General features: G+C 57.0%; 15 protein-coding genes and 1 riboswitch. Of the genes, 4 read left to right on the top strand and 11 right to left on the bottom strand.

What is annotated here, in order from left to right; genetic code table 11:
• Nucleotides 1–6 precede the first annotated feature (6 nt).
• The 3 genes from dusC to HA50_RS06020 all read right to left on the bottom strand — a co-directional run bounded on the left by dusC (nt 7) and on the right by HA50_RS06020 (nt 3045).
• A complete protein-coding gene (dusC, locus tag HA50_RS06030) occupies nt 7–963 on the bottom strand; it encodes a tRNA dihydrouridine(16) synthase DusC (protein ID WP_084873581.1) in 957 nt (318 codons plus the stop codon).
• Between the two features lie 4 nt (nt 964–967).
• Entirely contained in the window at nt 968–2332 is a 1365-nt protein-coding gene (rhlE, locus tag HA50_RS06025; protein WP_084873580.1) for an ATP-dependent RNA helicase RhlE, read from the bottom strand.
• 320 nt (nt 2333–2652) lie between these two features.
• Nucleotides 2653–3045, bottom strand: a complete 393-nt coding sequence (locus tag HA50_RS06020) for a YbhQ family protein (RefSeq protein ID WP_084873579.1) — start codon at nt 3043–3045, stop codon at nt 2653–2655.
• A gap of 176 nt (nt 3046–3221) precedes the next feature.
• On the opposite strand from HA50_RS06020, the gene HA50_RS06015 reads away from it, so the two are divergent.
• Genes HA50_RS06015 through HA50_RS06005 form a run of 3 tightly spaced genes read left to right on the top strand, consistent with a single transcriptional unit; the run spans nt 3222 to nt 6210 of the window.
• The gene (locus tag HA50_RS06015; RefSeq protein WP_084873578.1) at nt 3222–3983 is read left to right on the top strand and encodes an endonuclease/exonuclease/phosphatase family protein; all 762 of its coding nucleotides are present in this window, start codon (nt 3222–3224) and stop codon (nt 3981–3983) included.
• Entirely contained in the window at nt 3980–5224 is a 1245-nt protein-coding gene (gene clsB / locus HA50_RS06010; protein WP_084873577.1) for a cardiolipin synthase ClsB, read from the top strand. The genes HA50_RS06015 and clsB overlap by 4 nt, the downstream gene beginning before the upstream one ends.
• Complete coding sequence (locus HA50_RS06005) at nt 5224–6210, top strand: lysylphosphatidylglycerol synthase domain-containing protein (protein ID WP_084873576.1); 987 nt, start codon at nt 5224–5226, stop codon at nt 6208–6210. Before clsB ends, HA50_RS06005 begins: the two co-directional genes overlap by 1 nt.
• 20 nt (nt 6211–6230) lie before the next feature.
• On the opposite strand, the gene HA50_RS06000 is transcribed toward HA50_RS06005, so the two are convergent.
• The 7 genes from HA50_RS06000 to moaA all read right to left on the bottom strand — a co-directional run bounded on the left by HA50_RS06000 (nt 6231) and on the right by moaA (nt 10895).
• The gene (locus HA50_RS06000) at nt 6231–6938 is read right to left on the bottom strand and encodes a Bax inhibitor-1/YccA family protein (protein WP_084873575.1); all 708 of its coding nucleotides are present in this window, start codon (nt 6936–6938) and stop codon (nt 6231–6233) included.
• Nucleotides 6939–6996: 58 nt separating this feature from the next.
• Complete coding sequence (locus HA50_RS05995) at nt 6997–8091, bottom strand: DUF1615 domain-containing protein (RefSeq protein WP_084878365.1); 1095 nt, start codon at nt 8089–8091, stop codon at nt 6997–6999.
• Nucleotides 8092–8195: 104 nt separating this feature from the next.
• A complete protein-coding gene (gene moaE, locus HA50_RS05990; RefSeq protein ID WP_084873574.1) occupies nt 8196–8648 on the bottom strand; it encodes a molybdopterin synthase catalytic subunit MoaE in 453 nt (150 codons plus the stop codon).
• Nucleotides 8649–8650: 2 nt separating this feature from the next.
• Nucleotides 8651–8896, bottom strand: a complete 246-nt coding sequence (moaD, locus tag HA50_RS05985) for a molybdopterin synthase sulfur carrier subunit (RefSeq protein WP_084873573.1) — start codon at nt 8894–8896, stop codon at nt 8651–8653.
• A complete protein-coding gene (gene moaC, locus HA50_RS05980) occupies nt 8889–9374 on the bottom strand; it encodes a cyclic pyranopterin monophosphate synthase MoaC (protein WP_084873572.1) in 486 nt (161 codons plus the stop codon). The genes moaD and moaC overlap by 8 nt, the downstream gene beginning before the upstream one ends.
• Before the next feature lie 2 nt (nt 9375–9376).
• A complete protein-coding gene (gene moaB / locus HA50_RS05975) occupies nt 9377–9892 on the bottom strand; it encodes a molybdenum cofactor biosynthesis protein B (RefSeq protein WP_084873571.1) in 516 nt (171 codons plus the stop codon).
• Between the two features lie 16 nt (nt 9893–9908).
• Nucleotides 9909–10895, bottom strand: a complete 987-nt coding sequence (gene moaA / locus HA50_RS05970; RefSeq protein WP_084873570.1) for a GTP 3',8-cyclase MoaA — start codon at nt 10893–10895, stop codon at nt 9909–9911.
• Nucleotides 10886–11018: riboswitch (molybdenum cofactor riboswitch) on the bottom strand. (Overlaps the previous gene by 10 nt.)
• Nucleotides 11019–11211: 193 nt before the next feature.
• Between moaA and HA50_RS05965 the strand changes: the two genes are divergently transcribed.
• A complete protein-coding gene (locus HA50_RS05965; RefSeq protein WP_084873569.1) occupies nt 11212–12114 on the top strand; it encodes a gluconeogenesis factor YvcK family protein in 903 nt (300 codons plus the stop codon).
• A gap of 110 nt (nt 12115–12224) precedes the next feature.
• Here HA50_RS05965 and uvrB read toward each other — a convergent pair whose 3' ends face one another.
• Nucleotides 12225–14246 carry an excinuclease ABC subunit UvrB gene (gene uvrB, locus HA50_RS05960; RefSeq protein ID WP_084873568.1) on the bottom strand — a complete coding sequence of 674 codons (2022 nt, stop codon included), beginning with the start codon at nt 14244–14246 and terminating at the stop codon, nt 12225–12227.
• Nucleotides 14247–14302: the final 56 nt, after the last annotated feature.

Here is a 14302-nt window from a genome sequence, read left to right as displayed (position 1 = left end):
ATTTTTTTATGTCTGGTTTATGCAGCATTCGGCATGACGATCAATCGCCATAGCAATCTCTGCTGAGACTTTCAAAGTACGGATTTCGCTGAACAGCCCATCGGCCTCGTGGTACGCCTTACGCAGATAGCCCAGCCACTGCTTAATTCGTGCCACATGATACAAACCAGTATCGCCCTGCTTTTCCAGCTGAGTGTATTTCTGTAACAGCGTCACCACATCCGGCCACGCCATTGGGGCTTCGTTATATTTCACCACCCGGCTCAGATTCGGCACGTTGAGCGCGCCGCGTCCCAGCATCACTGCATCGCAACCGGTGATACGCAGACAATCCTGCGCATCCTGCCAGTTCCAGATTTCACCATTGGCGATCACCGGAATGCGCAGACGCTGACGAATTTCGCCAATCGCCTGCCAGTTGATGCTTTCGGCCCGGTAGCCTTCTTCTTTGGTACGACCGTGCACCACCAGTTCGCTGGCACCCGCCTGCTGCACCGCATCGGCAATTTCAAAACGACGTTCACTGGAATCCCAGCCAAGACGCACTTTGACCGTCACCGGCAAATGGTCCGGCACCGCTTCCCGCATCGCTTTGGCTCCGCGGTAAATCAGTTCCGGATCTTTCAGCAGCGTAGCGCCACCGCCGCTGCCGTTAACCAGCTTTGACGGGCAACCACAGTTGAGATCAACACCCCAGGAGCCCAGCTCCACCGCGCGCGCGGCGTTTTCTGCCAGCCACTCGGGATATTGTCCCAGCAATTGCAGCCGCACGCGCGTACCAGACGGCGTGCGGCTGTGGTGTTGCAGTTCCGGGCAAAGACGATAGAAGGATTTTACTGGCAGCAGTTGATCGACCACGCGCAAAAACTCGGTGATGCACAGGTCATAATCATTCACTTCCGAGAGCAGCTCACGCACCAGCGAATCGAGCACGCCCTCCATCGGCGCCAGTAACACCCTCATGGTCTTAGGCGTTTCCGGTTTTCTTCGCAGCCGGACGACGAGGACGAGCCGGTCCCTGACCCTGGCCCGCACTCTGTCCCTGACGACGCGGCCCACGGTTTTCACCCTGCGGACGCGGCGGACGGCCTTCACCCTGCGGACGTGGGTTTCCACCCTGCCCCGGACCACGGCCACGACCGCGCTGCTGTTGCTGCTGACGACCATTCTGGATCGGCTCCGCTTTAATGTTCGGATCCGGTTCAAAACCCGGCAGCGCAATGCGCGGAATTTCGCGCTTCAACAAACGTTCGATGTCACGCAGCAGTTTGTGCTCGTCAACGCAGACCAGCGACAACGCCGCGCCAGTTGCCGCCGCACGGCCGGTACGGCCAATACGGTGCACATAATCTTCCGCCACGTTAGGCAGCTCGTAGTTCACCACGTGCGGCAGTTCTTCGATATCAAGACCACGCGCCGCGATATCGGTCGCCACCAGCACACGGATGCCGCCGGTTTTAAAATCGGCCAGCGCGCGGGTACGTGCACCCTGGCTTTTGTTGCCGTGGATCGCCGCAGCGGTGATGCCGTCTTTATTCAGCTGTTCTGCCAGATGGTTAGCACCGTGTTTGGTACGGGTGAACACCAGCACCTGCTGCCAGTTATCGCGACCGATCATCAGCGACAGCAGCTCGCGCTTGCGTTTCTTATCAACAAAATGAACCTGCTGAGAAACCTGCTCGGAGGCGGTGTTGCGGCGTGCCACTTCCACCTGCTCCGGGTTGTTCAGCAGTTTTTCTGCCAGTGCTTTGATCTCGTCCGAGAAGGTCGCGGAGAACAGCAGGTTCTGACGTTTGGCCGGCAGTTTTGCCAGCACACGACGGATATCGTGGATAAAGCCCATATCCAGCATACGGTCCGCTTCATCCAGTACCAGGATTTCCACCTGGGACAGGTCAACCGCATTCTGGTGCGCCAGGTCGAGCAGACGGCCCGGTGTCGCCACCAGCACATCTACGCCGCCGCGCAGTTTCATCATTTGTGGGTTAATGCTGACGCCACCAAATACCACCAGCGAACGCAGGTCAAGGTACTGGCTGTAATCACGCACGTTCTCACCAACCTGAGCAGCCAGCTCACGGGTAGGTGTCAGGATCAGGGCGCGTACCGGACGACGTCCGCGTGCCGGGGTCGCTTTCGCGGACAGGCGCTGCAACAATGGCAGCGTAAAACCAGCGGTCTTACCGGTGCCGGTTTGGGCGCTCGCCAGCAGGTCACGACCAGCCAGCACCACGGGAATTGCCTGACGCTGAATTGGCGTCGGTTCGCGATAGCCCTGTTCTGCTACCGCACGCAAAATATCGGCACTCAGGCCGAGAGAGTCAAAAGACATGCAGGTGTATTACTCCGAACCGCCCTGATCGCCGTAGGCGATGTAGTTTTCAGGGGGGATATGACGCAAGCCTGAGGCTCACGTGTGAAAAGGGCACAAACTACCATGCGTAAGGGCGCGAGTGTAGCAGCTTTGCGCCAGCAGCGCGACCCGCAAATAACCGCACGACATGGCATTGCGCGATAAATCGCGCCGCTACAATCCTTGCGTGATGTGAATCAGGGCATCAACGTTGCACCAGCCCGTAGCGGCGCGATTTATCGCGCATCATCGGCATAAAAAAAGGAGCCATCAGGCTCCTTTTCGTCAGAAGTGCGCAGTTAACTGCGCTTCTTCTCCACGCGCTGGGCTGGCTCTTTGGCCAGCAGCGATACCACCGCCGGTCCCACCAGCATTACCACACCAAGGCAACCCAGCAACAGGTTGTTATGGATGATGCGTGAAACCAGGAACAACGTCAGCATGGCTGCGCCGAAGTAGTAGGTGGTGGTCACCTCTTCCAGAGAATCGCCAAGCATACGCAAACGGGCACTACGCTGCGTGACCAGCATGGTGATAAACACCACAACATAAGCCGCCACCAGGGTACTGCTCACTTCAACCAGCGCCTTATGTTTCCAGCCCCAAACCAGCGCAGCAATGACCAGCAGATGCATGGCTATATGAACACAGGTTTGTCCGGTAACAATCTGAACACGATTAGACCATTTCATTCTCTTCTCCTGGCAGACCCAACAGGTCGCCCAAGTGTATCTGGCGCTAGCCAGACGGATTTCCTCAATGTAAAGCAAATTTCGGATAACGCCCTAATTTTCTGCTCTTTTCGCCACCCATTTGTGACAAAGACTACACTTTATTCTGTTGTTGATGAAAAGGAGCGCGTCCGAGTATGCCACAAAATGCGCAAGGATTTTCATTTAAAGTCCTGACGATCAATACCCACAAGGGGTTCACCAGCTTCAACCGCCGCTTTATCCTGCCGGAATTGCGCGACGCAGTGCGTGCCACCTCAGCGGATATTGTCTTTATGCAGGAGGTGATGGGCACCCATGCCATTCATTCATTACATATTGAAAACTGGCCGGAAACCTCACATTACGAGTTTATCGCCGACACCATGTGGCACGATTATGCCTATGGTCGCAACGCCGTCTATCCCGAAGGACATCACGGGAACGCGATATTGTCACGTTTTCCCATCATTGAGTATGAAAATCGCGATATTTCCGTTGCCGGTGGTGAAAATCGCGGCATGTTGCACTGCCAAATCGGCCTGCCGGGGCAGCCACAACCACTGCATGTCATCTGCGTGCATCTCGGCCTGCGTGAACCGCATCGCCGGGCGCAGATGCGCATGATGTGCGAAGTCATCGCCTCGCTGCCACCCGATGCCCCGCTGGTCGTGGCGGGTGATTTTAATGATTGGCAGGTTCGTGCCAATAAATTCCTTAAGCGCCATGCCGGGCTGGACGAGGTGTTCAGCATTAAACATGGCCACCCGGCGCGGACTTTCCCGGCGCGTTTCCCGCTGCTGCGTCTGGATCGTATTTATGTGCGCAATGCTTCAGTCAGCCAGCCGTGGGCGCTGCCGGTGCGGCCCTGGTCGCATCTTTCCGATCATGCACCGCTGGCCGTGGAGATTTCCCTGTGAATTTTAACTGGCGTGATGGCAATCAGCTGCGTCTGCTGGAGAACGGTGATGCCTTCTTTCCCCGCGTGATGGGGGCGATTCAGCGCGCTGAACGCAGCTTGCTGCTGGAGACGTTTATCCTGTTTGAAGATCAGGTGGGTGAAGCGCTCCATCGCGCACTGCTGGCGGCAGCCCAGCGTGGGGTCAGGGTCGAGGTGATGGTGGACGGTTATGGTTCGCACGCGCTTTCCGCCAGCTACATCAATAGCCTGACCGCCGCCGGTGTGCGTTTTATCTTTTATGATCCCCGCCCGCTGGTGCTGGGGATGCGCACCAACGTGTTTCGCCGTCTGCACCGTAAAACCGTGGTGATTGATGAAACCATCGCCTTCGTCGGCGGGATCAATTTCTCCGCCGAGCACAATAGTGACTATGGACCGGAAGCCAAACAGGATTACGCCGTCGAAGTGAAAGGACCGGTGGTGCTGGATATTGCCCGCTATGTGCAACAGGCTATCGGCAGCAAGCAGGTGACCCGGCGCTGGTGGGGAACGCGCTCGCATCGTCCGGCGCTGAATGCCCTGCCCGGCGATGCGCAGGTGTTGTTTGTGTTTCGCGACAACGATGACCACCGCGATGATATCGAACAGCATTACCTCGATATGCTGCGCAAAGCGAATCAAGACGTGATCATCGCCAACGCCTACTTCTTCCCGGGTTATCGCCTGCTGCGCGAGATGCGTCACGCAGCACAACGTGGCGTGCGCGTGCGGCTGGTGGTGCAGGGAGAGCCGGATATGCCGATTGTGAAAGTCGGCGCCGAGCTGCTTTACAACTATCTGGTCGATGCCGGGGTGGAGGTGTACGAATATTGCCGCCGCCCGCTGCATGCCAAAATTGCGGTACAGGACAGCCAATGGTCAACGGTGGGGTCCAGCAATCTCGATCCGCTCAGCCTGTCGCTGAATCTGGAAGCCAACCTGATGATCCACGATCGCCGTTTCAATCAGACGCTACGCGACAATCTGGAGCTGATGCTGCAACAGGATTGCGAGCGGGTGCGCGACGATAAACTGCCGCCACGGACCTGGTGGCAACTGACCAAAAGCGTGGTGGTGTTCCACTTCTTGCGCCACTTCCCGGCAATTGCCGGTTGGTTACCCGCCCATACGCCGCGTCTGGCGCAGGTTGCTCCCCCGGTACAACCCGAGCTGGAAACCCAGGATCGGGTAGCAACCGATAACGAAGGAGCCAAGCCCTGATGAGTAAAAAGCATTCTCGCTGGCAGCAGGTGAAGAAAATTTTCACCTGGCTATTTTTCATCGCCGTGATCGTGCTGCTGGTGGTGTACGCGCGCAAAGTGAACTGGGACGACGTTATTGATGTGATCGTCAATTACAACCGCACGGTGATCCTCACTGCCGTCGGGCTGGTGGTGGTCAGTTACCTGACCTACGGCGTTTATGATTTGATTGGTCGCGCTTACTGCGGGCACAAGCTGGCCAAACGCCAGGTGATGCTGGTGTCGTTTATCTGTTATGCCTTCAATCTGACGCTCAGTACCTGGGTCGGTGGCGTAGCGATGCGCTATCGCCTTTACTCGCGGCTGGGTTTACCCGGCGGCACCATCACGCGGATTTTCTCGCTGAGCATCGCCACCAACTGGCTGGGGTATATCCTGCTGGCGGGGGTGGTGTTTGTCGCAGGGATGGTGCCGATTCCCCAGGGCTGGTTTATTGGCGGCCAGACGCTGCGCATCATTGGCGGTTGTCTGCTGACTGGCGTCGCGCTGTATCTGTGGGCCTGTGCCTTTGCCAAACGACGTCGCTGGACGGTAAAAGGTCAGCACCTGCAACTGCCTTCACTGCGTATGGCGCTGTTTCAGTTCGCGGTATCCTGCGCCAACTGGATGGTGATGGGGGCGATTATCTGGCTGCTGCTGGCGCAACGGGTTGACTATCCGGTGGTGCTGGGTGTGCTGCTGATTAGCAGTATCGCGGGGGTGATTATCCATATTCCGGCCGGGATTGGCGTGCTGGAAGCGGTCTTCCTCGCGCTGCTTAGCGGACAACATGTGTCGCACGGCACCATTATCGCGGCGCTGCTGGCTTATCGGGTGTTGTATTTTATTTTGCCGCTGCTGCTGGCGCTGGTGTTGTATCTGTGGCTGGAGAGTCGCGCCCGGCATTTACGCCAGCTGAATGAACGGCGGATGGCGGAATCGACACCCTCGGAGAACGGCACCTGAACACCAGGTGCCGGTTTTACTTAGCGGCGGTTACCGAAAATCCGCAGCAGCATCAGGAACAGGTTGATGAAGTCGAGATATAACGTCAGCGCGCCCATAATTGAGAAACGACGCAGGTTCTCTTTATCATCCACGTTGACCGTCTCACCAATCGCTTTCAGCTTCTGGGTGTCGTAGGCGGTCAGGCCAACAAACACCACCACGCCGATATAGGTGATGGCCCACATCAACGCCGGGCTTTTCAGCCAGAAGTTAACCAGCGACGCCAGCACAATACCAATCAGCGCCATAAACAGCAGGCTGCCAAAACGGCTGAGGTCACGTTTGGTGGTGTAGCCATAAAAACTCATGGCACCAAACATCCCGGCAGTCACAAAGAAGGTGCTGGCGATAGACGAATAAGTATAAACAAGGAAAATGCTGGCGATGGTCAGGCCGGTAAGCGCCGAATACAGCATAAACAACGCGGTTGCTACCGCGCCGCTCAGACGATGCACCATCCCGGACAGCACAAACACCACTGCCAGCTGCACAATGATCAGGCCAAAGAAGGTGATGCGGTTAGCAAACACCAGCTCCATCACTGCGGGTGTGCGGGCGGCGAACCAGGATACAAACGCCGTCAGCAGCAAACCACAGGTCATCCAGCCATACACCTGCGCCATATAGGTTTGCAGCCCGGCCGAGGCCTGCTGCACGATTGAATCGTTACGTGGATATCGGTCCATGATGCACCTCTTAGTAGTTAGACAAACTCTGTAAGTGTGGAGCTTACGCCCTGCCGCGTCAACGGCGCGTCAAACACTGTTGATAACGGCTGTCTACACGCTGGGCAAACCAGGCGGTGGTGAGATTACGGGTGATTTTCGGGCTTTCCAGCTTAATGCCCGGCAGCATTTCACGCGGCAGACGTTTTCCCGCCATTTTATCCGCCAGGGTGAAGAGCTGTTTCCACAGCACGCTGTTGCTGAAGTCGGGTTGTTCCCCCTTCTCCAGGTCGCGGCGAATTTCCCGGTTGCTCATATCCAGTTGCTTACTCAGCGTGCGCACCGCCAGCTCGGTTGATCCGGCGGCATCACTACCGTATTGAATCAAATCACCGTCCAGCGCCAGTTTGATGCCGCTGGCGCGTGCCACTGCCGCCTGGAAAGCCGCGTTGCGGCTGGCGTACCAACCGGCATTGAAATCGGCAAAGCGGTACAGTGGCGCGGAGTAATCCGCCGGATAGCCCAGCAGATGCATGATGCCAAAATACATGCCGCCGTGCCGGGTAAAGACTTCGCGACGAATTGAGCCATCCACCGGCCACGGATAACCCCTGGCGTGCGCCTCAGCAAACTCGATGCTGACCTGCATCGGCCCTCCGGTGTGAATCGGGTTGAGGTTGCCGAACAATTTCTGGCCCATCGGCACCATATCGATAAAGTCATCAAAGATGGCGCTCAACTCTTTCTCGCTACGGACTTTGTCGAGACGCGCGGCATAGCTTTCGCCGCTGGGGGATTTAATCAATAACGCAGTCCGCACCACAAAGGCGGGAATATGCAGCTTCGCCGCGCGGCGATCGATTTCGCCCCAGGCAATTTTCGGCAGCCCCGGAACGTTGGCGTCCGCGCTAAAGTTGGATTCCTGATCGGCGATGGCGATCACCGCACACAGGTTACTGACGCTGGGATCCAGTTGCTGGGTGCGAAAGGCGGTGTAGATATCGTCAGCCCAGTCGGCTTTCTGCGTGACATGGCTGGGCAGAAGCTGGCGGATTTGCGCCTTGACGTCGGTTGGCTGGCGCACCGGTGCCTGCGGTGGCTTTTTGGTGCTACAACCCGCCAGCACCAGCAAGGCCAGTAACGCGGCGCGTTTGAGGATCACAGTGGTTTTCATCTCGTTCCCTACAGTGGTTTTCATCTCGTTCCCTGACGCAAACAAAAACCTTACCTTAACGTTTTCAGTGGCCTGCCGCCATCAGAGCCGGACGGTTTTGCGCGTTACTTCCAGCGTTCTGCTGCCTGATGGTCGCTATCGCGCGCATCCACCCAGCGTTCGCCTTCGGTGGTCGCTTCACGCTTCCAGAAGGGGGCGCGGGTTTTCAGGTAATCCATGATGAATTCTGCTGCGGCAAAGGCGGTGCTGCGATGCGCACTGCTGACACCGACAAACACGATTTCGTCGCCTGGGAAAAGCGCGCCGACGCGGTGAATCACCGATACCTGTTGCAGCGCCCAGCGCTGACGGGCCTCATCGACGATTTCCTTCAGCGCTTTTTCCGTCATGCCCGGATAATGCTCCAGCGTCAGTGCTGCCACGCTGTCACCAAGATTATGATTGCGGACTTTACCGGTGAAGGTCACCACTGCGCCGTCGCTGTCATGCGCCGACAACCAGGCATACTCCTCTGCCACGCTAAAGGCCTCGTGGCCGACACGAATGCGGGTTTCCATCATTAACCTCCGGTTACCGGCGGGAAAAAGGCCACTTCATCACCGGTGCGCAGCGGGTGGCTCATCGGCACCAGGGTTTGATTGACCGCCGCCAGCAATTTGCCGGATTCCAGCGCCAGCGCCCAGCGATCATTTTTCGCCGCCAGCGCATGGCGTAATGCCGCCACATCAGCATATTCAGGTGTCAGTTCCAGCGCGCTGGTGCCGGTCAGCTCACGGACCTGAGCAAAAAACAGCACCTTAATCATGCTGCACCGCCTGAAAATCACCGGATTTGCCGCCGCTTTTGCTCAGCAAACGTAACTGATCGATGACGATATCTTTTTGCACCGCTTTGCACATGTCATAGATGGTCAGGGCCGCGACCGACGCAGCCGTCAGCGCTTCCATTTCGACACCGGTTTTACCGGTGAGACGGCAGCGCGAGGTGACGCGCACCCGGCTGTGTTCCGGCTCAGCCATCAGCGTCACCTCCACTTTGCTTAGCATCAGCGGATGGCACAGCGGGATCAGTTCCCAGGTGCGCTTGGCGGCCTGAATACCTGCGATACGCGCAGTCGCGAACACATCGCCTTTGTGGTGGCTGCCATCGATGATCATTTGCAGCGTTTCCGGCTTCATCAGCACCAGCGCTTCCGCCTGGGCTTCACGCACCGTTTCGGTTTTGCCGGAGACATCCACCATATGGGCTTCGCCAGCGGCATTGATATGAGTTAACGAGGACATGCTTACAACTTCTTCAAATGAGAGACAAAATTACAGGGACGGGTACGCGCATCCAGTTGATCGATAATGATGCGTTCCCAGGCACTGCGGCAGGCGTTGCTGGAACCGGGTACGGCAAAAATCAGCGTTTGGTTCGCCATACCCGCCACTGCGCGTGACTGCAAAGTGGCGCTGCCGATCTCTTCGTATGAGATCATGCGGAACAGCTCGCCAAATCCTTCAATCTCGCGATCAAACAGCGGCAGCAGCGCTTCTGGCGTGCTGTTTTTGCTGTTAAAACCGGTGCCGCCGTTAACGATCACCAACTGGACATCTTCGCTGGCGATCCAGCGCGACACCGTGGCGCGAATGCGATAGCGGTTATCCGGGACGATCGCGTGATCGACCACCTGATGTCCGGCTTCGGTCAGTGCTTCACGCAAATAATCACCTGAGGTGTCGTTACTGGCATCACGGCTGTCAGAAACGGTCAGCACCGCAGCGTTGATGGCAACAAAGTCGCCGGAAGATTTACCCATGGCCATAACTCCTTTGTTAGCCACCAATGAAGGAAAGATTTTGCGTAATACCGGTGTTGCCCTGATGCAGAAAATGCGTCTGCTTTTTCTGCCCAAGGCTCCAGGCGATGCGTGCCTGTAGCTCGTCCTGCTGATCGTCGGATGCCAGCAGATCGCGCAGCGGAACTCCGCCATCACCAAACAGGCACAGATGCAGGTTACCGATCGCCGACACACGCAGGCGATTGCAGCTGGCACAAAAATCTTTGGCATACGGCATGATCAGACCGATCTCGCCCTGATAATCGGGATGGCGAAACACCTGCGCCGGGCCATCGCTCCGACCGCGCGGCTGGCGCTGCCAGCCCTGCATAATCAGCTGGTCGCGGATCACCTCGCCCGAGATATGGTGACGACGGAACAACTCGCCGCCCTCCCCGGTTTCCATCAGCTCGATAAAACGTAGCTGGATCGGTCGGGTACGAATCCACTGCAGAAAGGTGTCGAGGCTGTGGCTGTTAACATCGCGCATCAGCACACTGTTGACTTTCACCTGCGCAAAACCGGCCTCAAAAGCGGCATCAATGCCCGCCATGACCTGATGAAACTTGTCCTGCCCGGTGATGGCGTGAAACTGGCGGGCATCAAGGCTATCGACGCTGACATTGAGGGCCGTCAGCCCGGCGGCACGCCATTCGCCAACATCACGCGCCAGACGATAGCCGTTAGTAGTAACGGCTATTTGACGAATGGCGTCATTTTCGCGCACCGCAGCAATGATGTCGGTGAAATCACGACGTAAGGAAGGCTCGCCACCCGTCAGGCGCACTTTTTCAGTGCCCGCGGCCGCAAAGGCACGCGTCACGCGACGGATTTCATCAAGCGAGAGAAAACTTTTATTGCGCGTTCCCTGGGGTTTGTAGCCCTCGGGCAGGCAATAGGTACAACGGAAGTTACACACGTCCGTGACCGACAAGCGCAGATAATAAAAGCTGCGCGCGTAGCTATCTGTAAGTTGTGACACCTGAACACCTTTCCAAATACGGGAGATGCAGTCATTTCTTTCTGCACCCTGGCAGCTCAAGGCTGCGGCCTGGGCACCGTATCCGAAGACTTAGGTACACAGGCTAGAGTGTATGTTGCGACTCAAGGCAACACGGTTGCCTGAATGTTAGCGCGATTTGTTGTTCGCTTCCATCAGGGATTTTCGCTATATATACTGATACATAACGTTTTTTCACCGCATTTTCGCGACAGGATACGTTAAAATAGCCGACAGATTTTGATACATATCAGTTTAACTGCTGCTCAACGGTTGAGCGTCAGTCATAAGGAGCAACATGAATCGTACCCTGGCAGATTTGGATCGTGTGGTGGCGCTGGGCGGCGGCCACGGTCTGGGTCGTGTGATGTCGGCGCTGGCACCGCTTGGCTCGCGTCTGACCGGTATTGTTACCACCACCGACAACGGCGGTTCGACCGGACGCATCCGCCGCTCAGAAGGCGGCATTGCCTGGGGCGATATGCGTAACTGCATCAACCAGTTGATCACCGAACCGAGCGTCGCCTCGGCGATGTTTGAATATCGCTTCACCGGCAATGGCGAACTGGCCGGCCACAACCTCGGCAACCTGATCCTGAAAGCGCTTGACCATCTCAGCGTGCGGCCGCTGGAAGCCATCAACATCATCCGCAACCTGCTGAAAGTGGATGCCTTTTTGATTCCGATGTCCGAGCAACCCGTCGATCTGGTGGCCCAGGATAACGAAGGCAATATGGTGTACGGCGAAACCGCAGTTGATGAGATGAAGCAGGCTCCGCAGGAGTTGATGCTGCATCCCAACGTCATCCCCACGCGTGAAGCGCTGGATGCGATTGGCGAAGCGGATCTGATCCTGATCGGTCCCGGCAGTTTCTACACCAGCCTGATGCCGATTCTGCTGATGGAAGAGATGGCGCGCGCATTGCGTCGCACCCCGGCAACCATGGTGTTTATCGGCAACCTGGGCCGGGAACTCAGCCCGGCGGCAGCCAGCCTGACCGTGGCGGACAAACTGGTGATCATGGAACAAGCAATTGGTAAGCGGGTGATTGATGCGGTGATCGTCAGCCCGGCGGCGGATATTCGCGGTGTGGAGGAGCGTTTAATCGTGCGCGAACCGCTGGAAGCCGCCGATATTAAATATCGACACGACCGCCAGCTGCTGCGCGTGGCGCTGGAACATGCCATCCAGGCATTTTGACCTGAAAATTGCGCTACATCCCGTAGCGGCGCGATTTATCGCGCAATTTCGGTCGCAGCATCGGAAAAAAGCGCGATAAATCGCGCCGCTGCAAAAGGGTGCTCCGGTTATCAGGAGGCGGCGATAAACAGCTCGCGCAGTTCATGCAACTGGTCGCGTACCCGCGCGGCCTCTTCAAACTCCAGATTCTGCGCGTGCTGCTGCATCTGCCCTTCCAGCTCATGAATTTTCTTCTGCATCGCCTGCGGCGTGAGCGCCAGATAGCTGGCCTCGGCTTCAGCGGCGGTGCGCGATGCCGTTTTGCCCTTGCCACGGGTTTTGACCACGTTTTTACCCAGTTCGAGAATATCGGTGATCTTTTTGTTCAGTCCCTGTGGCACGATGCCGTTTTCTTCGTTGTAGCGCTGCTGTTTCTCGCGACGGCGTTCAGTCTCCCCAATGGCGCGCGCCATCGACGGTGTGATCTTATCGGCGTACAGAATTGCTTTACCATTGATGTTACGCGCGGCACGGCCAATGGTTTGAATCAGTGAACGTTCGGAGCGCAGGAAGCCTTCTTTATCGGCATCCAGAATCGCCACCAGCGACACTTCCGGCATATCCAGCCCTTCACGCAGCAGGTTGATCCCCACCAGCACGTCAAACTCACCCAGGCGCAGGTCGCGAATGATCTCCATACGCTCCACGGTGTCGATATCCGAGTGCAGATAACGCACCTTCTCACCGTGTTCTTCCAGGTACTCGGTCAAATCTTCCGCCATGCGCTTAGTTAGGGTGGTGACCAGCACACGTTCATTGATCTCTACGCGCTTACGAATTTCCGACAGCAGATCATCCACCTGGGTGGTCACCGGACGCACTTCGAGGATCGGATCGAGCAGGCCGGTCGGACGCACCACCTGATCAATCACTTCATTACCGGATTTCTCCAGTTCGTAGTTACCCGGCGTGGCCGAAACATAGATGGTTTGCGGGGCCAGCGCTTCAAATTCTTCAAAGCGTAGCGGACGGTTATCCAGCGCTGACGGCAGGCGGAAACCATACTCCACCAGCGTCTCTTTACGCGCGCGGTCACCGCGATACATGCCGCCAATCTGAGGAATGGTGACGTGGGATTCATCCACCACCAGCAGGCCATCGGCCGGGAGATAGTCAAACAGCGTCGGCGGCGGCTCGCCCGGCCCACGCCCGGAAAGATAGCGCGAATAGTTTTCGATACCGGAGCAGTAACCCAACTCATTCATCATTTCGAGGTCAAACTGGGTACGCTGGGTAATACGCTGTTCTTCCAGCAGTTTGTGGTTTTCCAGCAGCACCTGACGGCGTACCACCAGCTCCTTTTTGATCTCTTCCATCGATTGCAGGATGCGTTCGCGCGGTGTGACGTAGTGGGTTTTTGGATAAACGGTAAAACGCGGCACCACCGAAACCACCTGGCCGGTGAGCGGGTCAAACAGCGACAGCCGCTCCACTTCTTCATCGAACAGCTCCACGCGCAGCGCGATATCGTCAGATTCAGCCGGGAAGACATCAATCACCTCGCCGCGCACGCGGAAAGTGCCGCGCTGGAACACCTGGTCGTTGCGGCTATATTGCAACTCCGCCAGACGGCGCAGAATACTGCGTTGATCAATGATCATGCCGCGCGTCAGGTGCAGCATCATTTTCAGGTAGAGATCGGGATCGCCCAGGCCGTAGATCGCCGAAACCGACGCCACCACAATCACGTCACGCCGCTCCAGCAGCGCCTTGGTGGCCGACAGACGCATCTGCTCGATATGCTCATTCACCGACGCATCTTTTTCTATAAAGGTGTCGGAGCTGGGCACATAAGCTTCTGGCTGATAGTAGTCGTAGTAGGAGACGAAAAACTCCACCGCGTTATCCGGAAAAAACTCCTTCATCTCGCCGTAAAGCTGAGCCGCCAGCGTCTTGTTGGGGGCCAGTACCATGGTCGGCCGGTTAAGATCGGCAATCACATTGGCCACGGTAAAGGTTTTTCCCGAACCGGTCACCCCCAGCAGCGTCTGATGCGCCAGGCCATCCTCCAGCCCCTCTTCCAGACGACGAATCGCCTCAGGCTGGTCCCCTGATGGTTTAAAAGCGGAGTTGAGTTTAAAGGCTTTACTCATGGTTTTGCGGTTCCTGCTGGAGAAGTCGGCGGGCAGGCTGCTAATTCTACTCTGCC

The sequence above is a fragment of the Pantoea cypripedii genome, from assembly GCF_002095535.1.
GTDB lineage: Bacteria > Pseudomonadota > Gammaproteobacteria > Enterobacterales > Enterobacteriaceae > Pantoea > Pantoea cypripedii.
This window is presented reverse-complemented; position numbering and strand designations above follow the sequence as displayed.

What these genes read in the sequence shown, in the direction of transcription:
- uvrB (WP_084873568.1), bottom strand. Translation starts at nt 14,246, where the DNA reads ATGAGTAAAGCCTTTAAACTCAACTCCGCTTTTAAACCATCAGGGGAC.
- HA50_RS06015 (WP_084873578.1), top strand. Translation starts at nt 3,222, where the DNA reads ATGCCACAAAATGCGCAAGGATTTTCATTTAAAGTCCTGACGATCAAT.
- moaE (WP_084873574.1), bottom strand. Translation starts at nt 8,648, where the DNA reads ATGGAAACCCGCATTCGTGTCGGCCACGAGGCCTTTAGCGTGGCAGAG.
- rhlE (WP_084873580.1), bottom strand. Translation starts at nt 2,332, where the DNA reads ATGTCTTTTGACTCTCTCGGCCTGAGTGCCGATATTTTGCGTGCGGTA.
- moaC (WP_084873572.1), bottom strand. Translation starts at nt 9,374, where the DNA reads ATGTCCTCGTTAACTCATATCAATGCCGCTGGCGAAGCCCATATGGTG.
- HA50_RS05965 (WP_084873569.1), top strand. Translation starts at nt 11,212, where the DNA reads ATGAATCGTACCCTGGCAGATTTGGATCGTGTGGTGGCGCTGGGCGGC.
- moaB (WP_084873571.1), bottom strand. Translation starts at nt 9,892, where the DNA reads ATGGGTAAATCTTCCGGCGACTTTGTTGCCATCAACGCTGCGGTGCTG.
- HA50_RS06005 (WP_084873576.1), top strand. Translation starts at nt 5,224, where the DNA reads ATGAGTAAAAAGCATTCTCGCTGGCAGCAGGTGAAGAAAATTTTCACC.
- HA50_RS05995 (WP_084878365.1), bottom strand. Translation starts at nt 8,091, where the DNA reads ATGAAAACCACTGTGATCCTCAAACGCGCCGCGTTACTGGCCTTGCTG.
- HA50_RS06000 (WP_084873575.1), bottom strand. Translation starts at nt 6,938, where the DNA reads ATGGACCGATATCCACGTAACGATTCAATCGTGCAGCAGGCCTCGGCC.
- moaD (WP_084873573.1), bottom strand. Translation starts at nt 8,896, where the DNA reads ATGATTAAGGTGCTGTTTTTTGCTCAGGTCCGTGAGCTGACCGGCACC.
- HA50_RS06020 (WP_084873579.1), bottom strand. Translation starts at nt 3,045, where the DNA reads ATGAAATGGTCTAATCGTGTTCAGATTGTTACCGGACAAACCTGTGTT.
- dusC (WP_084873581.1), bottom strand. Translation starts at nt 963, where the DNA reads ATGAGGGTGTTACTGGCGCCGATGGAGGGCGTGCTCGATTCGCTGGTG.